Below are 22910 nucleotides of genomic sequence, written 5' to 3'. Positions count from 1 at the left end.
ATCGGAGCGCGGCCCTCGCAGACACGACGGGATGCCGGTGCCCCGCCGATAGGATGAGGGCGTCCCCCGGCATCCCGAGTCTTGGAGCCCAGCCGCGTGAGCACCCCAGTCACCCCCTCCGTCGCAGACACCGTCGAAAACGCCATCGCCACGCCGGAGCGGGAGCAGCCCTACGGCGCCCTCGGCCTGAAGCCCGATGAGTACGACAAGATCCGCGAGATCCTCGGCCGGCGCCCCACCTCGGGCGAGCTGGCGATGTACTCCGTCATGTGGAGCGAGCACTGCTCCTACAAGTCCTCGAAGATCTACCTCCGCCGCTTCGGCGACAAGGTCTCGGACGAGATGAAGGAACGGCTCATGGTCGGCATGGGCCAGAACGCCGGCGTCGTCGACGTGGGCGAGGGCTGGGCCGTCACCTTCAAGGTCGAGTCCCACAACCACCCGAGCTACATCGAGCCGTTCCAGGGCGCCGCGACCGGCGTCGGCGGCATCGTCCGCGACATCATCTCGATGGGTGCACGCCCCGTCGCGGTCATGGACCAGCTGCGCTTCGGCGACATCGACGACCCCGACACCGCCCGCGTCGTGCACGGCGTCGTCAGCGGCATCAGCTTCTACGCGAACTGCCTCGGCCTGCCGAACATCGGCGGCGAGACCGTCTTCGACAAGGTCTACCAGGGCAACCCGCTCGTCAACGCGCTCGCGGTCGGCGTCCTCCGGCACGAGGACATCAAGCTCGCCAACGCCACCGGCGCCGGCAACAAGGTCGTCCTGTTCGGCGCCCGCACCGGCGGCGACGGCATCGGCGGCGCCTCGATCCTGGCGTCCGACACCTTCGCCGACGGCGGCCCCACCAAGCGTCCCGCCGTGCAGGTCGGCGACCCGTTCGCCGAGAAGGTGCTCATCGAGTGCTGCCTCGAGCTCTACCAGGGCGAGCTCGTCGAGGCCATCCAGGACCTCGGTGCCGCCGGAATCTCGTGCGCGACGAGCGAGCTGGCCGCCAACGGCGGCTCGGGCATGAAGGTCGACCTCGAGAAGGTGCTGCTGCGCGACCCGTCGCTCACGCCCGAAGAGATCCTCATGAGCGAGAGCCAGGAGCGCATGATGGCGATCGTCGCTCCCGAGAAGCTCGACGCGTTCCTCGCCGTCGTCCAGAAGTGGGATGTCGAGACGAGCGTCCTCGGCGAGGTCACCGGAGACGGCCGCCTGCAGATCTTCTGGCACGGCGAGCAGATCGTCGACGTCGACCCCTCGACCGTCGCGGTCGACGGCCCCGTCTACGAGCGTCCCGTCGCCTACCCGACCTGGATCGACGCGCTCCGCGAGGACTCCGCCGCGTCCCTCGAGCGGAGCGACGACCCCGATGTGCTGCGCAAGCAGTTCCTGAAGCTCCTCGGCAGCCCGAACCTCGCCGACACGTCGTGGGTCACCAACCAGTACGACTACTACGTCATGGGCAACACGGCCCTCAGCTTCCCCGACGACGCCGGCATGATCCGCGTCGACGAGGAGTCGGGTCTCGGCTTCGCGATCGCAACCGACTGCAACGGCCGTTACTGCCAGCTCGACCCGTACGCGGGTGCGCAGCTCGCCCTGGCCGAGGCGTACCGCAACGTCGCCGTCACGGGCGCCGAGCCCACCGCCGTCACCGACTGCCTCAACTTCGGCAGCCCCGAGAACCCCGAGGTCATGTGGCAGTTCGGGCAGACCGTCGACGGTCTCGCCGACGCCTGCTTCGAACTCGGCGTCCCCGTCACGGGCGGCAACGTCAGCTTCTACAACCAGACCGGCGACCAGCCCATCTTCCCGACCCCCGTCGTGGGCGTGCTCGGCATCATGGACGACGTCTCGCGCCGCATCCCCAGCGGCTGGCAGGATGCCGGCGAGAACATCTACCTGCTCGGCACGACGTCCACCGAGCTCGACGGCTCGGCCTGGGCCGACACGATCCACGACCACCTCGGCGGTCGCCCGCCGAAGGTCGACCTCGCCGGCGAGAAGACCCTCGCGGGCCTGCTGCAGGCCGCGCGCGACGAGATGCTCGTCTCGAGCGCGCACGACCTGTCGGCCGGCGGCCTCGGTCAGGCTCTCGCCGAGGCGACGACCCGGTTCGGCGTCGGCGCCCGCGTGTGGCTCCGCGAGATCATGGAGCGCGACGGTGTGGATGCCGCGACCGCCCTGTTCAGCGAGTCGACCGGCCGCGTCATCGTGTCGGTGCCGCGCGAGGAGGACGTGAAGTTCCGGGGCCTCTGCGAGGGCCGCGGCTACCCCGTGCTCCGCATCGGCGTGACCGACGACGCCGCCGAGGGCGAGCAGGCGGCCCTCGAGATCCAGGGTGTCTTCACCGTCCCCGTCGCCGAGCTCCGTCAGGTCTCGAAGGCGACGCTTCCCGCCGCCTTCGGAGCCATCGTCGACGAGGCCACCGCGTGAGCGACGACCCGGAATACGCCGACTTCGTCGGGCGCAAGCGCGCCCGCACGAAGGTGGTCGCGTGGACCGTCATCGTCGCGATGGTGCTCGTGGGCGGCGGCGCGACCGTCCTCACCCTCCTGTTCGGCTGACCCGGACCATGGACGCCACCGCGCCTGCCCTGCCGGGTCGCGCGGTGCTGCAGCAGCGCTGGAGCGGCGCCTGCTTCCTGCACTGGCGGGTCGATCCGGCACGGGTCGAACCCCACCTGCCGCCCGGAACCGAACCCGACCTCTTCGACGGGTCGGCGTGGGTCGGGCTGATTCCGTTCGTCCTCAGTGAGTTCCGCTTCCTGCCGCTGCGCCCGGTCCCCTTCGTCGGCCGGTTCGTCGAGATCAACGTCCGCACCTACGCGAAGGATGCCGACGGCCGCCGCGGCGTCGTCTTCCAGACCCTCGAGGCCGAGCACCTCCTGCCGGTCCTCGGCGCGCGTGCCGTCTTCGGCCTGCCGTACCGCTGGGCGAAGGCCGCGATGCGAACGGACGGCGACGCGCTCGAGTACGCCTCGCGGCGGCATCCGGGGTTCGGCGACCGGACGCGCACCCGCATCCGCGTCGTCCCGGGGACCGAGGTCGTCGACGACGATCTGAGCCGCTTCCTCACGGCACGCTGGGGCTTCCACGAGCGACACCTCGGCCGCACGATCTGGGCCGCGAACGAGCACGAGCCGTGGCCGCTGGTGCGCGCCGAGGTCGAGCGTCTCGACGACGGCCTGCTCGCGGATGCCGGTTTCCCGGGCCTCGCCGACCGCGCGCCCGATTCCGTGCTCGCGATGCCCGCCCGGCATCCCGGCGTCATCACCCGCTTCTCGAGCGCACGCCGCGTGCGCTGACGGGCGTCAGGCGGGGAGCGCGTCCCGCAGCCGGGTGAGGGTCGCCCGCCAGTCGTCGATCTCGTCGGACTCATCCCAGAGTTCGGCGAGCTCGGAGTCGCCGCCGACCTTGTCGAGGGCGGCGCGCGCCAGTGCCACGACGGATGCCGGCGGCGCGCCGACCCGCGCGAGGAAGCCCTCGACCGACTCGGCGTCCTCCTCCTCCGAGAGCGGAAGACCGGAACCGTGTGCGACCACGGCGGCCGCCGCGACGGCGATGGCGTCGCGGTCCGTGTCCTCTTCATCACCCGCCGCGTAGCCCTGCAGGACGTCGGTGACGAAAGCCCACGAGTCCGCTTCGTCGAGTTCCCACGCCCAGTCCGCTGCGGTGTCGTTGCCGAACGGTTCCTCGCTCCATGTGCCCATGCGGCAGAGCGTAGCGAGCCCGAGCGACATCCCGACGTCCGATCCCTGGGAACGCGACCATCCGTCGCGGCTAGCATGGCGGCATGCAGCTCTGGATCGTGGGGGTCGGAGCCGCGCTGGCGGAGTTCTGGTGGGTCGCACCCGCCGCCGCAGGTGCCGGCGCGGTCGGGTTCGTCGGCGTCCGCCGCGGCCGGACCACCCGCGCCCGCCGCCTCGGGCTCACGGCGGCCCAGCATGAGCTGCAGCAGGCCCGATCCGACGCGGTCAGCGCGCGCGCCGCAGCGCGCGTCGCGCAGGCGGAACTCACCCGCGCCGAGGCCGAACGCGCCGTCGGCCGCGCCCACCCCGACGACGTCCGCACCGCGCGGCGCGCACTCGAGACGGCGCAGCGCGCCAAAGCCGCGGCGACCGCGACCATCCGCGTCGCTCGCGCCCGCGTCGGCGCGGAGCGCGCCGCCGTCCCCGCCCGCGGCACCGACCCGAAGCACCTCCCCCTCGCGCGTCTCATGGCCGCGCACGACGCGATCGCCGCACGCTGGATGGAGTACGAGACGGATGCCGCCCGCCGCCTCGCTTTCCCCGCGCTCAGCGACGTGCGCGTCCCCGCCACGGCCGAGTTCCTGCGCCTCGAGGGCATCGCCCGCGAGCACCGCCCGGCATCCGCCACCGCCACCCTGACGCCCGAGCAGTTCTCGACCTACCGGGCTGCCGTCGACGACACCGGGCGCGCGTTCGCCGCTGCGGAGCAGGAGGCCTGGCGCCTCGCCGGACACCGACCCGACGACGCCCCCGCGGACCACTCGACCGCTGCACGCTGGACGATCGTCGCGACCGAGGCGATCGCCCGCTCGGTGGACGGGATCTCGCGCGCCGCGGAGGGCGCGGCATCCGCTCTGGACGCCTACCGCTCACGGCGGGACGGTCGCGACCGCGACCAGCACCGCCCGTAAGGTGTAGCGAGTGACCGATTTCTGGCAATTCGCGGGCCACTACTGGTGGCTCGTGTTCCCGCTGTTCGGGCTCGCCTCCGCGGCGAGCGGATCGTTCGCCGCGTCGTCGAAGCGCCGACACAAGCAGCGCCTCGAGATCATGAAGGCGAAGGCCGAACTCACGGCGGCGCGTGCGGCGGCCAAGCGCGGCATCGGGTCGGCCTCCGCCGCCGAGATCGACGCCCCCTCGCAGTCCGTCGCGGACCAGGCCGACGACCTGCGCGCCGTCCACGACGAGGTCACGCACCGCTGGCTCGACTACGAGCTCGACGTCGCCAAGCTCATCGCGTTCCCGTCGATGAGCAACGGGCGCGACCCCCTCACCGCCGGGTTCCTCCGCGCCAAGAAGATCGCCGACCGCGCCCGCCCCGCCGACGGCTCGAAGCCCACGGCCGAGCAGGTCGCCGAGTACCGCCGGGCCGTCACCGACTTCGAGGTCGCCTTCGACCTCGCCGAGCGCGAAGCGCGTCGCACCCGTGACTCGGGACTGACGGACGCCGAGCGCAAACGGCTCGCGACGGCATCCCGCATGCTCGCCGTCGCCACCGACGACGCCGCGACGCCGGCGGAACGCCACCTCGCCTACCAGCGCGTCCGCGAGGAGATCGACGGGCTCATCGCCCTCTCGGACGAGGCGGTCGAGGTGCTCGAGAAGAAGGTGGCCCAGCCGCTGACCGAGCGCCCGAACGACAACGGGGACCCGGCCGAAGCCGGATCCCCGTGACCTCACGGACCGATCAGTCGGTGACGATCGTGTCGTAGGCGTCGGGGTTCTTCGTCAGCCACTCGTCGATGGCGTCGGCGTACTTGCCTTCGCCGTACTTGTTGACGACGGTGTCCTCGAGGCTCGCGTACTCCTCGTCGTCCAGCTTGATGCCGGCGATGAGCTTCGCCGCCTCGGGGTTCTCCTCCTTGAAGCCGTCGGTCGCGAGGAAGTGCAGGGCCTCAGCCTCGCCCATCGCTCCCTTCGGGTCCTCGAGGTCCTTCAGGTTGTACTTGTCGTTGGCCCAGAACGGACGCCACGACGTCACGACGATGTCGCGCTGCGCGGCCTCGGCGCTGTCGAGCTCGGTGAGCATCGCCGCCGTCGACGACGTGACGAGCTGGTAGGTGTCCTCCAGCCCGTACTCGGGCAGCATCGACTCCTGCGTCTGCTTCGTCAGACCAGCCCCGGGCTCGATGCCGTAGATCTTGCCGCCGAAGCGGCTCGCGTTCGCCTTCAGCTCGTCGATCGAGTCGATGTCGACGTAGTCGGGCACCGCGATGGTCAGCTTCGCGCCCTCGTAGTACGCACCGAGGTCCTCGATCTGGTCCTTGTACTGGTCCATGTAGGACTTGTGGGTCAGCTCGGGCCAGGCCGAGGGGTAGATGTCGACGTCGCCCTGCGCGAGACCGGCGTAGAGCGGTCCCGCCTCGGTGAGCTCCTGCATCTTGACCGTGTAGCCGACCTTCTCGAGCTGGTCCTGGAGCAGGTACGCGGTGCTGAGGCCGTCGGTCCACGACGGCAGGTAGCCGAGCGTGATGGTACCGAGGTCGCCCTCGCCGCCCCCGTTGGATCCGCCGCCGTTCTCGACGTCGTTGCCGGTCGCGCAGCCGGCGAGGGCGAGGGATGCCGCAGCGCCGATCGCGAGGATGCCGGTCAGGTGTCGCTTGTTCATGTGTGCCTTCCGTATGTGATTGCTGGTTCCGTATCGAGCAGGTCAGGTGGGTCAGACGCCCACGGGCTCCGGGGCGGGAGTCGGGGTCGAGACGCGAGCGTCCTTCGGCGCGCGACGACGCGCGATCGCACCGAGCAGCGAGCCGCGCTGCGTCTTCAGAGCGCCGAGGGCTCCCGTCAGGCGGTCGAGGTAGACGGCGAGGATGACGACGCTGAGCCCGGCCTCGACGCCCTTGGCGATGTCGACGGTCGACATGGCCTGGACGATCTCCTTGCCGAGGCCGTCGGCGCCGGCGATACCGGCGATGACCGCCATCGACAGGGCCAGCATGATCAGCTGGTTGACGCCGGCCATGATGCTCGGCATCGCGAGCGGCAGCTGCACGCCGCGGAGGATCTGGCCCGGGGTGGCGCCGAACGCGTGGCCGGCCTCGACCGTCTCGCTGTCGACGCCGCGGACGCCGAGCTCGGTCAGACGCACGCCCGGGGGCAGCGCGAAGATGACGGTCGCGACGACACCGGGCACGACGCCGATGCTGAAGAACACGATGGCGGGGATCAGGTAGACGAAAGCCGGCATGCTCTGCATGAGGTCGAGCACGGGGCGGAGGATCGCACTGAACGTGTCGTTGCGGGCCGCGGCGATGCCGAGGGGCACGGCGATGACGACGGCGATGATCGCCGCGACCAGGACGAGCGCGAGCGTCTGCATCGAGGTCACCCACTGACCGACCCCGAGGATGAGGACGAAGCCGACGACCGTGCCGATCGCGAAGCGCCACGAACGGAGCACCCAGGCGAGCGCCGCGAAGATCACGATCACGGTGACGATGGGCAACGACAGGAGACCGTTCGCGAGCGCGTCGACGAACCAGCCGACGACGGCCGAGACACCGGACAGCAGCCAGCCGAGCGTGTCGCGGATCCACGCCACGCCTGCTTCGGCCCACTCACCGATAGGGATGCGGAAACCACCCATCAGCGCACCTCCTCCTTCTCGGTGGCCGGTCCGTCGACCGCGCCGCCGGCCAGTGCCTCATCGATCACGGAGCCGGGCACCGGGTCGAGGATCACGGGGATCTCCGTCGTCTCGGTCGTCGACGGGCCGAGCGCGGTGAGCAGCGTGATGCGCGGGATGACGCCGACGAGGCGACCCTCGGCATCCGTCACCGCGAGCGGCAGCGGCGACTCGGCAGCGGGGACGAAGAGGTCCATGAGGACGTCGTCCTGGCCGACGGCCTGCGGCACCGGCCGGAGCGCGGAGGCCAGCGAGCTCTCGCCGCGGCGGACCAGCTTGAGCGCGTCGCGGTCGCTCACCATGCCGATGAGCTTGCGGCTGCGGTCCGTCACGTAGACGGCGGCCATGCGGGCGTCGCGCATGGTGCGCAGGGCGCGGCGGGGGCCGGCGGCATCCGTCACCGAGACCGACCCGGGACGCTCCATGACGTTCGCGGCGGTGAGGACGCGAGCGCGGTCGACGTCCTGCACGAACTGCTCGACGTAGTCGTTGGCGGGGTCGGTGAGGATGTCCTCCGGCGTGCCGATCTGCACGATGCGGCCGTCGCGCATGACCGCGATCCGGTCGCCGAGGAACATCGCCTCGTTGAGGTCGTGCGTGATGAAGATGATCGTCTTCTGCAGCTTGTGCTGCAGCTCGAGCAGCTGCTCCTGCATCTCGCGACGGATGAGCGGGTCGAGCGCGCTGAACGCCTCGTCCATGAGCAGGATGTCGGTGTCGGCGGCGAGCGCACGGGCGATGCCGACGCGCTGCTGCATACCTCCCGACAGGGCCGACGGCAGCTTGTCGCCCCAGCCGTCGAGGCCGACGAGCCCGAGGATCTCCTCGGCCTTCGCGAGCCGCTCCGCCTTGCCGACGCCCTGCAGTTCGAGCGGGTAGGCGACGTTCGCCGCCACCGTGCGGTGCGGCAGCAGCGCGAAGTGCTGGAACACCATGGCGATGCGCTCACGACGGATGCCGCGGAGCTTCGCGGCCGGGATGCCGGTGATCGGCTCGCCGTGCACGAGCACCTCTCCGCCGGTCGCGTCGTGCAGCCCGTTGAGCATGCGGATGATGGTGGACTTCCCCGAGCCCGACAGGCCCATGATCACGAAGATCTCGCCCCGCTCGACGCGGAAGCTCGCGTCGATGACGGCGGCGGTCCCGGCATCGCGGACCTGGTCTCGGGGTTCCCCGGCCTTCAGGCGCTTGACCGCCTGGCCGGGATTGCGTCCGAAGACTTTGAACAGATTCTTCGCTTCGACAGCGGCAGTTGTCACGTGCTTCCCTCGGCGGGCGCGCACGCGTCCGCATCGGTAGCGCCCGGGTGGCGATCACCGGCATCCGCACGAGCGAAACCTCACTCGAGTGCAGAGCTTCGGCGACGAACATCGGGTCCATCGCCCAGACCGCCGACCATACGTCCGCTCGTCACCACGCCCTGAGGCGCCGGCTCGAACGGCCGCGGACTGGTCGTCGAGGGCACGAGGCCCACGTTCGACGGTAACGAAGTCGGTTGACGTGGATCAAATCGAGCCACCCCCTTGACCTCCTCCCGAAGCGCGGATATCACGCGCGCGCACCCGCCGCGAGAGCAACCCGTCCACGCCCGCGGGGGTGCAGAGTGGAGGGAGTCCACCCGGAATGAGGAGCACCACGCATGAGCGATTTCGCCCGACGCATCGACGCCACGACGATCGACCACCTGAGGTCGACGGGCGCCACGAAGTGGTCGGCCGACGACGGGTCACTGGGTGCCTTCGTCGCCGAGATGGACTTCGGGATCGATCCCGCGATCACGGCGGCTCTCCACCGCGCGGTCGACGCCGGGTCCTTCGGGTACATGCCCCGGGGGATCAGCGCCGATCTGTCCGAGGCGACCGCAGAGTTCTTGGCGAGGCGATACGGCTGGCAGGTCGCGGCATCCGACGTCCAGCCGGTTCCCGACGTGATCATGGGACTCGAGCTGGCCATGGAGCACTGCTCCGCGCCGGGCTCGAAGATCATCGTGCCCACGCCGTCGTACATGCCGTTCCTCTTCGTGCCCCCGATGCGCGGACGCGACGTCATCGAGGTGCCGCTCGCCGTCCGCGACGGGCGGTACGAGTTCGATCTCGATGCCCTGCAGCGCGCCTTCGACGACGGCGGGAACCTCCTGCTGCTCTGCAACCCCTACAACCCCGTCGGCCGCGTGTTCTCGCGGGACGAGCTGATCGCGATCTCGGAGGTTGTGGAACGCAACGGCGGGCGCGTCTTCTCCGACGAGATCTGGGCGCCCCTCGTCTACAGCGGATCGACCCACGTGCCCTACGCCACGGTCTCGCCCGCCGCCGCCCAGCACACGATCACCGCGATGAGCGCGTCCAAAGCGTGGAACCTGCCCGGGCTCAAGTGCGCCCAGCTCGTCCTCACGAGCGACACGGACCGCGCGACCTGGGAACGGCTCGGCCCCTTCGCCGGCCACGGCACGAGCAACCTGGGCGCGATCGCGAACGCGACGGCTTACCGCGAAGGCGACCCCTGGCTCGCCGACCTCGTGCCCTACCTCCAGCACAACCGCGACACCCTGCTCGACCTTGTCGCCGAGGAGATCCCCGACGCATGGATGCCGAAGCCCGAGGGGACGTACGTCGGGTGGATCGACCTCCGCGCGGTCGGGCTCGGCGATCACCCCGCCGAGTTCCTCACCCGCGAAGCCGGCGTGACGCTGACCGAGGGGTCGATGTGCGGCGTCGCCGGCACGGGTTTCACCCGGCTGATCTTCGCGACGCCGCGACCGATCCTGGAACAGATCGTGCGCCGGGTCGGCGCCGCCGTCCGGGGCTGATCCGAAGCTGACCTCACTGACGACGAATCCCGCGGCATCCCTCAGGGGTCGCGGGATTCGTCGTATCCGGCTGTTGACACCGTTGGGGTTCGGTGGTTACCTACTCATGTAACTAACCAACGAACGAGAACGCGGAGTCGGAATGGTCGACGAAGGACGCCCGCTCTTCCTGCAGATCGCCGAGAGCGTCGAGGACTCGATCATCGACGGCAGCCTGTCCGAGCAGGAGCAGGCTCCGTCGACGAATGAGCTGGCGGCCTTCCACCGCATCAATCCGGCCACCGCGGCGAAGGGAATCGCGATGCTCACCGACAAAGGCGTCCTCGTGAAGCGCCGCGGCATCGGCATGTTCGTCGCCGACGGCGCTCGCGAGCTGCTCCTCACCGAACGGCGATCGGCCTTCGCCGACCGCTATCTCGATCCTCTGATCGCCGAGGCACACAAGCTCGGCCTCGGACCCGACGACCTCGCGCGCCTGCTGACCGAGCGCGCCACGACCACGAAAGGAACGTCACGATGACCGCCGTCATCGACGTGAAGAACCTCACCAAGCGTTACCGCGACACCACCGCCGTGGACGACATCTCGTTCACGATCGAGCGCGACGCCATCTACGGCCTCCTCGGCCGCAACGGCGCCGGCAAGACGACCGTGATGTCGATCCTCACGGCGCAGAACTTCGCCACCGCGGGCGATGTCCGCGTCTTCGGCGAGGCTCCCTACGAGAACGCCGCCGTCCTCAGCCGGATGTGCTTCGTCCGAGAGAGCCAGAAGTACCCCGACGACGCGACGCCGACGCACGCCTTCCGCATCGCCCGGCTGTTCTACCCGAATTGGGACCAGGGGGTCGCCGACCGGCTGATCCGCGAGTTCCGCCTGCCGATGAAGACGCGCATCAAGAAGCTCTCGCGCGGCCAGCTCTCGGCCGTCGGCGTCATCATCGGCATCGCCGCCCGCGCCGAGGTCACCTTCTTCGACGAGCCGTACCTGGGGTTGGATGCCGTCGCCCGCCAGATCTTCTACGACCGCCTCCTCGAGGACTACGCCGAGCACCCGCGCACGATCATCCTCTCCAGCCACTTGATCGACGAGGTCGCCAACCTCCTCGAGAAGGTCCTCGTCATCGACGCCGGCCGCATCATCATGGACGAGGACACCGAGTCCATCCGGGGACGCGCGTCGACGATCGTCGGCGAGACCTCCGTGGTCGAGGAGTTCGTCGCGGGTCGCGAGGTCATCCACCGCGAGAGCCTCGGACGCACCACGAGCGCCACCCTCCTCGGCGCGCTGAGCGCCGAGGACCGCACCGAGCTCTCGCTGGCGGGCCTCGACATCCTGCCGGTCTCGCTGCAGCAGCTCATCGTGCGGCAGACGCAGAACGCCGTCCACACCGACGAAGGAGCACTCCGATGAACCGCACCCTCAACGTCGTGCGCATGCAGCTCGTCAACCGCGCCACCTTCATCTGGGTGCCGCTGATCGTGCTGGGCGGCACGCTCGCCATCAGTCTCCTCATCTTCGGCATGCTCTCGACGAGCGCCATCGACACCACGACGATGTTCGGCGGCGGAGCGCAGGCTCCGCTGTGGTACTTCCTGGCCGTCGGCGTCCAGGCGCTGACCCTGAGCTTCCCGTTCTCGCAGGCCATGAGCGTGACGCGGCGCGAGTTCTACCTCGGCACGCTCCTGACCGCCTCGCTGACGTCCGTCGGTCTCGCGGTGATCTTCGTCATCGGCGGACTCATCGAGCAGGCCACGCGCGGGTGGGGCATGAACGCCTACATGTTCCGCCTCACCTGGATCTGGTCGCAGGGGCCGCTCGTGGCGGGACTGTTCTTCGCCGTCGTCGCGATGCTGTTCTTCGTCGTCGGCTTCTTCTTCGCGACCGTCTACAAGCGCTGGGGCAACCTCATCCTCACCGTCCTGCTGATCGGACTCGGGCTGATCCTCGTCGGCGGCCTCTGGGTCGTCGGACGGATGGATGCCTGGGGACCGGTGTTCGCCTGGTTCGGCTCGCTGACCCCGATCGCTCTGACGGGTGCACTCGTCCTCGTCATCGCCGCGCTGTCGGCCGTCTCGTACGGGACGCTCCGACGAGCCATCGCCTGAGGACGACACCCTCCGACGGCCGCGGCCGGGGATCGCCTGGCGCGGTCCCCGGCCGCGATACGATTCGATCCACTCGACAGGGCGGTGGGGAGCACGATGGCACGTCTGACACCGGGTACGCAGAATGACAGGGATGCCGCCGTCGCCGCCGCATCCGCTGCCTCAGGCCGACCCGATCCGGAGTTCGAGGCTCGCCTCGACGACGTGTTCCCCGTCCTGCACGGCCTGTTCCTGCAGCTCTACGGCGAGCGCGAGGACGGCCAGGAGGCCCTCGCCGACGTCATCGCCGCCGCCGCCGCGAGCTGGCGCGACCGCCCCGCCGATCTCAAGGCCCTCGACCGGCGACGCCTCGCCGACCCGGACTGGTTCCTGTCGGAGAAGATGCTCGGCGGCGTCTGCTACGTCGACCGCTACGCGGGGTCCCTCCGCGGCATCCGGGATCGCATCCCGTACTTCCAGGAGCTGGGTCTCACCTACCTGCACCTGATGCCGCTGTTCGACTCCCCCGAGGGCAACAACGACGGCGGCTACGCGGTGTCGAGCTACCGCGCGGTCGACGACCGCCTCGGCACGATGGCAGACCTCGCCGCCCTGTCGGCGGAGCTGCGCGAGGCGGGGATCTCGCTCGTCGTGGACTTCATCTTCAACCACACGAGCAACGAGCACGAGTGGGCGCAGAAGGCGATCGCCGGCGTCCCCGGGTACGAGGACTTCTACCTGATCTTCCCCGACCGCACGATGCCCGATCTCTACGAGCAGACGGTCCGCGAGATCTTCCCCGACGACCACCCCGGCGCGTTCGTGCAGCTGCCCGACGGCCGCTGGATCTGGGCGACGTTTTACCACTTCCAGTGGGACCTCAACTATGCGAACCCGGCGGTCTTCCGCGCCATGGCGGGCGAGATGCTGTTCCTCGCGAACCAGGGCGTCGAGGTGCTCCGCATGGACGCCGTCGCGTTCATCTGGAAGCGGCTCGGCACCACCTGCGAATCGCTTCCCGAGGCGCACCTGCTGCTGCAGGCGTTCAACCAGGTCCTCGCCCTCGGTGCCCCGTCGGTGCTCTTCAAATCCGAGGCCATCGTGCACCCGGACGAGGTCATCACCTACATCTCGCCCGACGAGTGCCAGCTCTCCTACAACCCGTTGCAGATGGCGCTCGGCTGGGAGGCGCTGGCGACCCGCGACGGACGCCTCCTGCAGAAGGCGCTCGACGAACGCCACGCCCTGCCCGCGGGCACCGCGTGGGTGAACTACGTCCGCAGCCACGACGACATCGGCTGGACCTTCGCCGATGAGGATGCCGCGACCCTCGGCATCGACGGTTACTCGCACCGCCGGTTCCTCAACGACTTCTACGTGGGGCGCTTCGAGGGCACGTTCTCGCGCGGCGTGCCGTTCCAGGAGAACCCGAAGACGGGCGACGCCCGCGTCGCGGGGACCACGGCGTCCCTCGCCGGCGTTGAGGCGGGCGACCCGGGCGGCGAGGACCGCGTCATCCTGGCGCATGCGCTCGCGCTGTCGACCGGCGGCATCCCTCTGCTCTATCTCGGTGACGAGCTCGGGCAGCTCAACGATCACTCGTACCTCGACGACCCCGCGCACGTCGGCGACAGCCGCTGGGTGCACCGTCCGGCAGCGGATGCCGCGGCGTTCGCCGCGCGGCACGACACCGCCACGGTCGCGGGGCGCATCCACGCCCGGCTCGCCGCGCTCATCGCGGCCCGCCGGCGGACGCCCGAGTTCGCGGGCAATCCACTGACGCCGTTCCACACGCTGCATCCGTCGGTGGTCGGGTTCCAACGCGTCGGCGCCGGCGTCGTGCTCGTGCTCGCGAACGTGGGGGACGACGCGGTGACGGTCGGCCGAGAGACGCTCTCGGGGTTCGAGGCGACAGCGATCGACGTCGTCACGGATGCCGCCGTGGATCTGACCGACGGCCTCGAGCTCGCGCCGCACGGCGTCCGCTGGCTGCGGGTACAGCGTCAGCGGATGCAATAGATTCCGCGCGGCGCGCCGCGGCATCCCTCGCCTGATCGGCGTGTCGCCGCCGAACTGTTGCATCCGCTGACGGGTCGCGTCGAGGACCCGTCCGTCAGCGCTCTTCGGCGGCCTCGGTGTGGTGTCGGATGACCTCCGCGACGACGAAGTTGAACCACTTCTCGGCGAACTCGGGATCGAGGTCCGCCTCTTCGGCGAGGCGTCGCAGGCGCGCGGTCTGCTGCTCCTCGCGGGAGGGGTCGGATGGCGGCATCCCGTGCTCCGCCTTGAGGACGCCGACCTGCTTCGTGCAGCGGAATCGCTCGGCGAGCATGAACACGAGGGCGGCGTCGATGTTGTCGATGCTGGATCGCAGGGTCTGCAGCTGGACGTTCGGGTCGGTCATGATTCCTCCGGCGACGAGAGTACCGCGGTCGATGATGAGACTCAGCCGTGCAGGAAGTCCTTGCGCGCCGGCTCGTGCACGGGCTCGAGCCAGAGCTTCACGACGACCCCGACGGCGGACGGCGGTGTCTCGGGCAGCGTGACGCGGAGGGCGTCGGCATCCTGGGTCCATTCGGCCGAGCCCGCGCCGAGCACCGTGAGCTCCGCGATGCGGCGTCCGAGCAGACCGCTCGAGCGTCCCCACGAGCGGATCGACGCGACGCCGTCCTCGGGCCAGCGGAGCACCGTCGCGTAGACGTAGTCGCCGGTGACGTCCGTGCGGGTCGTGAAGCGGACGTCCTCGGACGTGTACGGCGCGAACGCGTCGTCGATCATCGACCCCGCGACGACCTCGGTGGGTCCCTCGCCGGGGATGAGCCAGGGCCGGGTCCCGAAGATCGCCTCGCCGTTGACGGTGAGCCAGTCGCCGATCCCCTCGAGCATCTCACGCTCGGCCGGGGCGATCGTGCCGTCGGCCTTCGGCCCGATGTTCAGCAGCAGGTTGCCGTTCTTCGCGACGACGTCGACGAGTTCGCCGATCAGGTCGTCGACGCTCTTGTAGTCGTGGTCCTCGATCCAGCCCCACGACGTCTTGCCGACCGAGCTGTCGTTCTGCCACACGTCGGGACGGATGCCGGGCATCGCCCCGCGTTCGATGTCGTAGACCGCGCTCCCCTCGGCGAACGCCGTCCACTTGTAGTTGATGACGACGCCGCGGCCCCACTCGGCCGCACGGTTGTAGTAGTACGCCGCGAGCACGCGGATGTAGGGCTCGAAGGCGGGCTGCTCGAGCCACCAGTCGAACCACAGCACCTGCGGCCGGTATTTGTCGATGATCTCGACGGTGCGCAGCAGCCAATCCTCGAGGAAGAGCTCGTTCGGCGCGGTCTCCTCGCGCTGGGCGGGGCCGTACAGGTCGAAGAAGCGCGCATCGCGGACGTCGGAGTCGAACCGCATCCCGCCGTTCTGGAAGAACCAGTGCTCGGCACGGTGCGAGGAGGCCCCGCGCACCATCCACGCGTCGTCGACGGCCGTCATGAGGTCGCCGAACACGTCGCGTCGAGGCCCCATCTTGGCCGCGCTCCACCGCGACCGGTCGGTGTCGTACATCGCGAACCCGTCGTGGTGCTCGGCGACGGGCACGACGAACTGGGCACCCGCGCGGCGGAACACCTCGGCCCACTCGGCCGGGTCGAAGCGGTCCATCGTGAACGAGGGGATGAAGTCCTTATACCCGAACTGATCGTGCGACCCGTAGGTGACGCGGTGGTGCTCGAACGCGCGATCGGCTTCGAGGTACATCGTGCGCGAGTACCACTCGCCCTGGGCGGGGACCGACGGGATGCCCCAGTGGATGAAGATCCCGAACTTCGCATCGCGGTACCAGAGCGGCGGTTCGTACGCCCGCAGCGATTCCCACGTCGCGTCGTACGGGCCGTCGTCTATGACGTCCTGCACCGCGGCGATCGCCGCCGAACTGTCGCGGACGTCGACCCGAGGGGGGAGGGATGCCGGGTCGAGGGGCTCGAGAGGGGAGTCGGCCATGCCCCCGATCCTGGACCCCGCGCGACCGAATTGCAACGTTGGAAAAGCGTCGGTCAGAGATCCACCCGTCGGCCGAACCGGCGTTCGCCGCGGGGCCGGGGCGAGCAGGTCGCCACCGATCGCAGTCGGACGATCTCGTGCGGCTGCAAGCCGGCGGCCTCGCCGAAGTCCTCGAGCGAGGTGAATCCGCCGTTCTTGCCGCGCGTCCGCACGGCGCGGCGTGCCTTGGTGCGGGTGAGGCCCGGCAGCTCGGCCAGTTCGTCCGCCGTCGCGTTCTGCACGTCGACGGGTTCGGCCGGCTCCGCCGTCTGCAGCAGGTCGGCGGACGACGCGCCGACGGAGGCGGCCAGGCGCGTCGCCTCGGTCGAGCGCGTCGGAGCCGCGGAGCGGGTCGAGGCCGCAGATCGGGCCGAGCCGGAGGATGCCGCGGTCGTGGGGCGCTTCGTGGACCGCTGGGTGGATCGCCGTCCGCGCGAGCCGTGGGTCGACGTCCGCGCCGCTCCCCGCGACGTGCGGGCCTCCCACCGCGACCGCAGCCACCCGGGGTTCAGGATGAGTGCGAAGACGATGCCCCCGAGGTGGGCGACCGCGTTGACCATGCTGGTCAGCCCGCCCCAGAGCTCGGTGATCACGGAGATGTACAACAGCCCGCTCACGGCGGTCGCCACGAACGCGGCACGTCGACGAGAGACCAGCCCCACGATGAGGAAGCCGATCCACGCCGAGCCCGGCCCGAAGAAGACGAGGAGGAGCCACGAACTGACGCCGAGCAGCCAGCCCCAACTCGGCACCGCGCTGTCTCGGGCGGGAGTGCTCACGCGTAGTCCCGCACGTTCAGCACCATCGTGACGGTGTCATCCTCGTCGCGCGTCTCGGAGACGAGCTCGAACCCCGCCTGATCGGCGCGGGAGCGGATGCGCTCGGCGACCGCACGCTGCACGTGACGCGCGTAGGCGGCATCCACTCGCGTCATGAGGGCGGTCGCCTCGGCCTCGGTCACCTCGTGGCCGTCGAGCCGCGACAGGTGGGCGCCCCAGACCCCGTCGTCGGTCCGCGACATGACGATCTCGACGCCGTCGATCGTCGCCGTCAGCACCCCGTCGACGAGCACGGCATCCGCCCCGCCCAGGTCGGCGAGCGCGGCCGCGAGCAGGTCGGGGTCCTTCATCCGGGTCTGCACGGCGATCGGGACGGCCTCCGACTCGCCGCGGGGGCCGGACGTCGCCCGCGAGTTCAGGGCGATCGCGCCAAGGGCGCCCGTACCGCCGACGGCCGCGGCGGCGGCGAGGGCGGCGGGGAGGAGGATCAGCGAGATGCTCATCGGGAGGTTCCCTTTCTGATGGATGCCACGCGGTCACCGCGCACGCCCAGATCGTCCAGCAGGTCGGCGAGCGCGGCATCCGTCGCCCACCCGTTGACGGCGACGGCGCCGTCGGCGGAGATGCGCACTTCGAGGGCGTCCCGGCCGCCGTCGCGCGCGATGCGGTCGACCTCCGCGGCGTACCGGGGCGTGAGGGCGCGGATCGACTGGTTCTGCGACCCAATCCACGGCCGACGCGTGTCGGGGAGGTCGGCGAGGTACGGTCCGTCGCACAGCAGGTCGGTCGCGGCGAGCAGGCGCGCGACGCCGTCGCGCTCCGCGGCCCAGGCCTGCAGACGGTCCAGCGTGTACCCCGAGAACGCCATGACGCCGAGTCCCGCATCGCGGAACGCCTCGGCGACCGTGGCGAGCGCGTCGGCCTGATCGAACGGCTCGCCGCCGAGGAGTGTCACACCCTCGGCGCCGGCGGCCCGTGCGTCCTCGACCCACCGCGACGCGAGATCGGCGGGGTCATCGAGCAGCGCCCCCCGTTCGGCCCACATGTGCGGGTTGAAGCATCCGGGGCAGCGGACCGAACACCCCTGCACCCACACCGCCGCCCGCAGCCCCGGGCCCTCGGCCGCGGTGGCCGGCACGAAACGCGACCACTGCAGCGCTGCACCGCCCCGCGGGGGCGGCGTCGTCCCGAGGAGGCTGCCCTCCCCGCCGACGCCGAGCGACTGGGTGACGATCACCGGTCCCGTTCCTCCTGCACGAGGGAATCGGATGCCGCCGACGCGACGCGCGTGTAGTCCTCGGTGAACTGCGACGACGTCGCCTCCGCATCGAGCAGCGCCTCGAGCTGCTCGATGTAATCGAGGCACTCGGCCCCCGTCATCCCGAAGGTCTCGGCCGCGACCGACCCGTCGGAGCGCAACTGCACCACGAGCTTCTTCATGTCCGACTCCCGTTCCTGCGTGTCTCGACCGGTCAGTAGTCCACGGTACGACCGCCGCGACGCGACGACAGGGCCCCGTGGGTCTCCGTGCCGTTCGCGGTGACGTCGTGGGCGTCGAGGTCTTCGGTCCCGGTCGCACCGACGGCGCGCTGGGCGGCCCAGGCGCGGATGCGCTGGACCTCCTCGGCCTGCGTGACCGCGAGAGGGATCATCGTCTCGACGACACGGGTGACGACATCGGTGGTGATCGTCTTCCGGCCGCTGAAGCCCTCGTACAGGGCGGCGACCACGGCCTGCTCGATCTCGGCGCCCGAGTGGTTCTCGGTCGCGGCGACGAGGGCGGCGACGGCCGCCTCATCCTTCGCGATCGCGTCGAGCCCGTTGGCCGGGGTGGCGTGCGCGGCGAGCTGCAGCGACCAGATGACCTCGCGCTCGACGGTCGTGGGCAGGTCGACGAAGAAGATCTCATCGAAGCGCCCCTTGCGCATGAACTCGGGCGGTAGGGCGTCGATGTTGTTCGCGGTCGCGACGACGAAGACGGGGTGCTTCTTCTCCTGCATCCAGGTCAGGAACGTGCCGAACACGCGCGCCGTCGTGCCCGAATCTCCCTGCCCCGTGGTGTTCGAGAAGCCCTTCTCGATCTCGTCGACCCACAGGATGCAGGGGGCCACCGCCTCGGCGGTCGCGATGGCCGTCCGCAGGTTCTGCTCGCTCGAGCCGACGAGGCCCGAGAAGATCCGGCCGATGTCGAGCCGCAGCAGCGGCAGCCCCCACGAGGCCGCCGTCGCCTTCGCGGTCATCGACTTGCCGCAGCCGGGGACGCCCGTGATCAGCACGCCCTTCGGCGAGGGCAGCCCGTACTCGTGTGCGCTCGGCAGCCACGACCCGTTGCGACGCTCGAGCCAGCGCTTCAGGTTGTTGAGGCCGCCGACATCGTCGAGGTCGAGGTCGCCCGTGACGAACTCGAGCACGCCGGACTTGCGCACCACCTGGCGCTTCTCGTGCAGTACGACGCGGATGTCGTCGCCCGTCAGCTTGCCGTCGTTCACCATCGCCTGCGCGAAGGCGTTCTCGGCTTCGGCCATCGTGAGGCCGAGCGCGGCCTGGACGAGCGATTCCCGCGCTGCGTCGTCGGCGTCGACACGGATGTCACCCGCGTTGTTCTCGATCATCGTGTCGAGGAGATCGCGGATCTCCGCGGCGGTCGGCAACGGGAAGTCGAACAGGTGGGTCAGCTCGTCGAGCTCGGGCGGGATCACCCGCACCGGCGCCGTGACGACGAGCGTCCGCGACACGTCGCCGTGGCGGAACTCGAGTGCGGTCTCGCGCACCGTCCGCACGATCGCAGGGTCGCCCTGCCGGTGCTCGCCGCCGAAGTAGGCGTGCAGGTCGCAGAAGATGAAGACGCTCGGGTCGGTCACCCCCGCCGCGTGCTGCAACGCCCGCGCGGGGTTCGTCGTGTTCGAGACGCTCTTGCCGTCGGGGTCGATGAGCCCGAGCGCCGACGTCCACGTCCAGACGCGGCGACGGTTGCGCTGGGCGTGCGCGGCATCCGTGATCGCGGCCACCGCCCGGACCTCCTCGGCCGTCTCGAGGTACAGCAGGGGCAGGCGGGCCTTGAAGGCCGCATCCAGCGTGGCGTCGAAGGTCACGTCGGTTCCTTTTCGTGTGGTGGTCATGGTGAGTCGGATGCCGGTTCGTCGAAGCGGATCGTCCACTTCCCCGATCCCTCGTCGGAGTCGACGCGGAGGACGACCCGGTCGCTCGGCGGCCAGGACGATCTCGTGTCGACGGCGTCAAACCCCTGCACGACGTCGAGGGCGGCCTCGCCGGGGTAGACGGCCTCGACGCCGAAGAAACCGTCGCCCGCGTAGACGAACCGCGCGCTGAGGGCCTCGCCGTCGTAGACGAGGAGGGCAGATCCCTCGCCCGACACCGTCGCGCCGTCCACGGGCGTGGGAGTCTCGCGGGTGACCGTCGCACGCCAGTCCGTCAGCCGAGGGGCGAACCAGAGACGGCTCGCGTGGTCGCCGGCCACGAACGTGAGCGACCGCGACCCGCTCACGAGGCCGATGTAGGCCGGACGATCGTCGGCGGTACTCGCGTCGGCGTCGATCTGCTGATGGATGCTGAGGTAGTCCTGCTGACCCTCGGTGAGCGGGCCGATGACCCAGACGTCGTCCCCCGCGGGGATGTCCAGATAGCGGGTGCCCGCGGCCCCGATCAGCGTGTCGCCGTCGCGACCGACCTCCTGCGCGGCGGGGTCCGCCCACGGGCGGTACTCGTACTCGTTCGGATCGTCGAGCAGCAACTCCCCCGTGGCGGGGTTGATGCCCACGAACGGCACGACGATGAACGCCAGGACGACCGCGACGACCGACCCCGCGAGGAACGTGATCGTCGAGAAGCGCCGGATCCGGGCATCCGCGGTCGTCATGGCGTCCCCTCCGGGGTCGGGGTCGGCGTGGATCCGGCGTCGGTCGGGAACTCGATCCGCCAGGCCGTGTCGTGCCAGGACTCGATGTAGAAGAGGACGAGCGGCGCGTCGCGCCAGGCGATCGACCGGTCGAACGGCGAATCCTCGGTGAGCGGTCGTTCGCTGCCGTGGGCGGTCACGGCCTGGATCGAGAGGTTGTCACCGCCGCGTGCGCTCACGCGCGCCGTCGTCGCGCCGCCGTCGTGGGTGAACATGAGGGTCTGCGAACTCGAGAGGACGTCGTCGGCCCGCAGTCCCCGGTCGAAGCGCAGCGACGCCTCCCACGGCTCGTCGCCGGAGCCGTCGATCCACAGTTCGACGTCGGGCTGCTCGACGAGGATGACGATCTGACCGTCCCACAGCGTCGAGAAACGGGGCGGCTCACCACCCTCGCCCTCCGTGACGATGCGGCCGTCGGCACCCGTGACCCAGACGGCGCTGACGCGGGTGTCTTCCGCGGGGGTGAGGACGATCGGGGTGTCGACGTCGAGACCCGTAAGCCGGATGACGGCGCCGTCCGGGCCGCGGTACGTGTCGACGTCGCTCTCGTCCGCGACGACGGGATCGGGGTTCGTCCAGGGCGAGAGGGCGTAGCCGCCGCCACCCCCGCCGGCCCCGATCCGATCGAGCTCGAAATCGCCGGCATCCGCGTACGCGAGACCGATGATGGCGGCGACCACGAGGCCGAGGGTCGAGACGAGCACGGTGAAGCCGTCGAGGTTCGGGCCCACGGACCTGCCCGCCCTCGTCCGTCCGCCCGCGCTCATGAACCCCTCCGAGCCGACACGTTACCGGGCCGCCGGATCACGCCGGAAAGGCTAGGAGGGCCGTCGGTGCCGGTGCTATTGTCCGGTGCCGCACGCGGCCCGGGACACCCGTCCGCTCGTCGATCGCGAGCGAGACGATCTCGTCGGCACGCTGACCCGCGACCAGCACGGTGTCACGGGCGACGACGTGGTGGCGGGGCCAGACTGTGCCGCACTCGGCGAGCGCGACGGGCTGCAGCATCTCGCCGCCGCCGCGCACCCGGACGGTCGCGATGGTGTCGCTCCCGCGCAGCCCCGCATAGAGGAACACGCCGTCCCGCGACATCGCGAGCTCGGCCCCGGCATCCCCCGGGTAGGCGCCGAGCTGCGCGCCGCCGACGAGCCGCCAGGATCCGGATGCGTCGGGGGCCAGGGCGAAGACCTCGCCGGAGTGCTCGGTCACGACGTAGAGGTGCCCGCTCGGGTGCGGGCGCAGGTGCCGAGGCCCCGTCCCTGCCGGCAGGTCGAGGCGCTGTATCTCGCGGCCGCCGCGCCAGAAGCGCACGAGGTCGAGGCCGGTGTCGGTCGTCGCGACCAGTCCGCCGGGGAGGGATGCCGCCTGGTGCGCGTGCGAGGGTCGCGCCGACGAGTCGGGTGCAGCGTCGGGCTCGGGCTCGGTCTCGTCGGCGTAGGGCACGACGTTCGCGTACTCCGCGCCGACGGCTGCACGCAGGGCCCGAGCCGCCGCGGCGAGATCGGATGCCGGGTCGCCCGCGGCGGCATCCGTCCACCGTCGCGCGGCGCCGGGTCGCCCGTCGGCCGCCAGCGCAACCCGGACGACACCGCCGTCGCCGTAGCAGGAGACGATCAGCGCGTCCTCGAGCGCGAGGACGTGGCAGGGACTCTCGCCGACGGCGACCTCGGCACCGAGCGGAGCGTAGGCGGTGTCACCCGTGCGCCGGTAGGCGCGCACGGTGCCCCGGCCCTCGAGCGCCGCGTACACGACGTCGAGGGACGGATGCCGCGCGATCCACGACGGCGAGTCCGCCGCGACGACGTCAGGGCCCACCCCGAGCGGACCGCTCGCGAGCGGGGAGTCGGGGCCACCGGCATCCAGCAGTCCGATGCCCGTCGCCGACCCGCCCATGTCGGCGGAGTACCCGCCGAGCAGGAACCGCAC

The 22910-nt window shown here is 70.6% G+C and carries 24 protein-coding genes; 10 read left to right on the top strand and 14 right to left on the bottom strand.

Annotation, left to right across the window (positions count from 1 at the left end):
• Nucleotides 1–96: 96 nt before the first annotated feature.
• The 3 genes from purL to H286_RS0107520 are packed head-to-tail and all read left to right on the top strand — an operon-like array spanning nt 97 to nt 3301.
• On the top strand, nt 97–2430 hold the full coding sequence (gene purL, locus H286_RS14520) for a phosphoribosylformylglycinamidine synthase subunit PurL (RefSeq protein WP_020097652.1): 2334 nt from the start codon (nt 97–99) through the stop codon (nt 2428–2430).
• Nucleotides 2427–2561 carry a hypothetical protein gene (locus H286_RS15210; protein WP_018187880.1) on the top strand — a complete coding sequence of 45 codons (135 nt, stop codon included), beginning with the start codon at nt 2427–2429 and terminating at the stop codon, nt 2559–2561. Before purL ends, H286_RS15210 begins: the two co-directional genes overlap by 4 nt.
• An 8-nt stretch (nt 2562–2569) precedes the next feature.
• The gene (locus H286_RS0107520; protein WP_018187879.1) at nt 2570–3301 is read left to right on the top strand and encodes a YqjF family protein; all 732 of its coding nucleotides are present in this window, start codon (nt 2570–2572) and stop codon (nt 3299–3301) included.
• A gap of 6 nt (nt 3302–3307) precedes the next feature.
• On the opposite strand, the gene H286_RS0107515 is transcribed toward H286_RS0107520, so the two are convergent.
• Nucleotides 3308–3706 (bottom strand): DUF4259 domain-containing protein, encoded by a 399-nt coding sequence (locus tag H286_RS0107515; RefSeq protein ID WP_028497435.1) that lies wholly within the window; start codon nt 3704–3706, stop codon nt 3308–3310.
• 83 nt (nt 3707–3789) lie between these two features.
• Here H286_RS0107515 and H286_RS0107510 point away from each other — a divergent pair, with 83 nt between their 5' ends.
• Nucleotides 3790–4656, top strand: a complete 867-nt coding sequence (locus tag H286_RS0107510) for a hypothetical protein (RefSeq protein ID WP_020097650.1) — start codon at nt 3790–3792, stop codon at nt 4654–4656.
• Nucleotides 4657–4666: 10 nt separating this feature from the next.
• A complete protein-coding gene (locus H286_RS0107505; RefSeq protein WP_018187876.1) occupies nt 4667–5419 on the top strand; it encodes a hypothetical protein in 753 nt (250 codons plus the stop codon).
• Nucleotides 5420–5432: 13 nt separating this feature from the next.
• On the opposite strand, the gene H286_RS0107500 is transcribed toward H286_RS0107505, so the two are convergent.
• Genes H286_RS0107500 through H286_RS0107490 form a run of 3 tightly spaced genes read right to left on the bottom strand, consistent with a single transcriptional unit; the run spans nt 5433 to nt 8629 of the window.
• Nucleotides 5433–6353 carry a glycine betaine ABC transporter substrate-binding protein gene (locus H286_RS0107500; RefSeq protein ID WP_020097649.1) on the bottom strand — a complete coding sequence of 307 codons (921 nt, stop codon included), beginning with the start codon at nt 6351–6353 and terminating at the stop codon, nt 5433–5435.
• Between the two features lie 51 nt (nt 6354–6404).
• Nucleotides 6405–7331: an ABC transporter permease gene (locus tag H286_RS0107495; RefSeq protein WP_020097648.1), complete on the bottom strand. Its 927-nt coding sequence runs from the start codon at nt 7329–7331 to the stop codon at nt 6405–6407.
• Nucleotides 7331–8629 carry a quaternary amine ABC transporter ATP-binding protein gene (locus H286_RS0107490; RefSeq protein WP_020097647.1) on the bottom strand — a complete coding sequence of 433 codons (1299 nt, stop codon included), beginning with the start codon at nt 8627–8629 and terminating at the stop codon, nt 7331–7333. The genes H286_RS0107495 and H286_RS0107490 overlap by 1 nt, the downstream gene beginning before the upstream one ends.
• A gap of 380 nt (nt 8630–9009) precedes the next feature.
• Here H286_RS0107490 and H286_RS0107485 point away from each other — a divergent pair, with 380 nt between their 5' ends.
• From H286_RS0107485 to H286_RS0107465, 5 genes are all read left to right on the top strand, one after another.
• Nucleotides 9010–10176, top strand: a complete 1167-nt coding sequence (locus H286_RS0107485) for a MalY/PatB family protein (RefSeq protein ID WP_020097646.1) — start codon at nt 9010–9012, stop codon at nt 10174–10176.
• Between the two features lie 142 nt (nt 10177–10318).
• Nucleotides 10319–10696: a GntR family transcriptional regulator gene (locus tag H286_RS0107480; protein WP_018187871.1), complete on the top strand. Its 378-nt coding sequence runs from the start codon at nt 10319–10321 to the stop codon at nt 10694–10696.
• Nucleotides 10693–11589, top strand: coding sequence for an ABC transporter ATP-binding protein (locus H286_RS0107475; protein ID WP_020097645.1), 897 nt, complete (start codon nt 10693–10695; stop codon nt 11587–11589). Before H286_RS0107480 ends, H286_RS0107475 begins: the two co-directional genes overlap by 4 nt.
• The gene (locus H286_RS0107470) at nt 11586–12284 is read left to right on the top strand and encodes a hypothetical protein (protein ID WP_020097644.1); all 699 of its coding nucleotides are present in this window, start codon (nt 11586–11588) and stop codon (nt 12282–12284) included. Before H286_RS0107475 ends, H286_RS0107470 begins: the two co-directional genes overlap by 4 nt.
• A gap of 96 nt (nt 12285–12380) precedes the next feature.
• Nucleotides 12381–14282: an alpha-amylase family protein gene (locus H286_RS0107465; protein ID WP_020097643.1), complete on the top strand. Its 1902-nt coding sequence runs from the start codon at nt 12381–12383 to the stop codon at nt 14280–14282.
• Nucleotides 14283–14376: 94 nt separating this feature from the next.
• Here H286_RS0107465 and H286_RS0107460 read toward each other — a convergent pair whose 3' ends face one another.
• The 10 genes from H286_RS0107460 to H286_RS0107415 are packed head-to-tail and all read right to left on the bottom strand — an operon-like array spanning nt 14377 to nt 22910.
• Nucleotides 14377–14667: a chorismate mutase gene (locus H286_RS0107460; RefSeq protein ID WP_020097642.1), complete on the bottom strand. Its 291-nt coding sequence runs from the start codon at nt 14665–14667 to the stop codon at nt 14377–14379.
• A gap of 41 nt (nt 14668–14708) precedes the next feature.
• Nucleotides 14709–16250, bottom strand: a complete 1542-nt coding sequence (locus H286_RS0107455) for an alpha-L-fucosidase (RefSeq protein WP_020097641.1) — start codon at nt 16248–16250, stop codon at nt 14709–14711.
• Between the two features lie 53 nt (nt 16251–16303).
• Nucleotides 16304–17068, bottom strand: coding sequence for a ComEA family DNA-binding protein (locus H286_RS0107450; RefSeq protein ID WP_020097640.1), 765 nt, complete (start codon nt 17066–17068; stop codon nt 16304–16306).
• Nucleotides 17065–17571: a hypothetical protein gene (locus tag H286_RS0107445; protein ID WP_020097639.1), complete on the bottom strand. Its 507-nt coding sequence runs from the start codon at nt 17569–17571 to the stop codon at nt 17065–17067. Before H286_RS0107445 ends, H286_RS0107450 begins: the two co-directional genes overlap by 4 nt.
• A complete protein-coding gene (locus H286_RS0107440) occupies nt 17568–18305 on the bottom strand; it encodes a 4Fe-4S single cluster domain-containing protein (RefSeq protein ID WP_020097638.1) in 738 nt (245 codons plus the stop codon). Before H286_RS0107440 ends, H286_RS0107445 begins: the two co-directional genes overlap by 4 nt.
• The gene (locus H286_RS0107435; protein ID WP_020097637.1) at nt 18302–18508 is read right to left on the bottom strand and encodes a DUF2997 domain-containing protein; all 207 of its coding nucleotides are present in this window, start codon (nt 18506–18508) and stop codon (nt 18302–18304) included. Before H286_RS0107435 ends, H286_RS0107440 begins: the two co-directional genes overlap by 4 nt.
• Nucleotides 18509–18540: 32 nt before the next feature.
• Nucleotides 18541–20160, bottom strand: a complete 1620-nt coding sequence (locus H286_RS0107430) for an AAA family ATPase (protein WP_020097636.1) — start codon at nt 20158–20160, stop codon at nt 18541–18543.
• A 23-nt stretch (nt 20161–20183) separates the two neighbouring features.
• Complete coding sequence (locus H286_RS0107425; RefSeq protein ID WP_020097635.1) at nt 20184–20945, bottom strand: hypothetical protein; 762 nt, start codon at nt 20943–20945, stop codon at nt 20184–20186.
• Nucleotides 20942–21751 carry a hypothetical protein gene (locus H286_RS0107420; protein WP_231370912.1) on the bottom strand — a complete coding sequence of 270 codons (810 nt, stop codon included), beginning with the start codon at nt 21749–21751 and terminating at the stop codon, nt 20942–20944. The genes H286_RS0107425 and H286_RS0107420 overlap by 4 nt, the downstream gene beginning before the upstream one ends.
• Nucleotides 21752–21788: 37 nt before the next feature.
• Nucleotides 21789–22910: a lactonase family protein gene (locus H286_RS0107415; protein WP_020097633.1), complete on the bottom strand. Its 1122-nt coding sequence runs from the start codon at nt 22908–22910 to the stop codon at nt 21789–21791.

Source organism: Microbacterium sp. 11MF, from assembly GCF_000383475.1.
GTDB classification, from domain to species: Bacteria; Actinomycetota; Actinomycetes; order Actinomycetales; family Microbacteriaceae; genus Microbacterium; species Microbacterium aquilitoris.
Note: the sequence above shows the minus strand (reverse complement) of the source record. Positions and strands in the feature narration are given on the sequence as shown.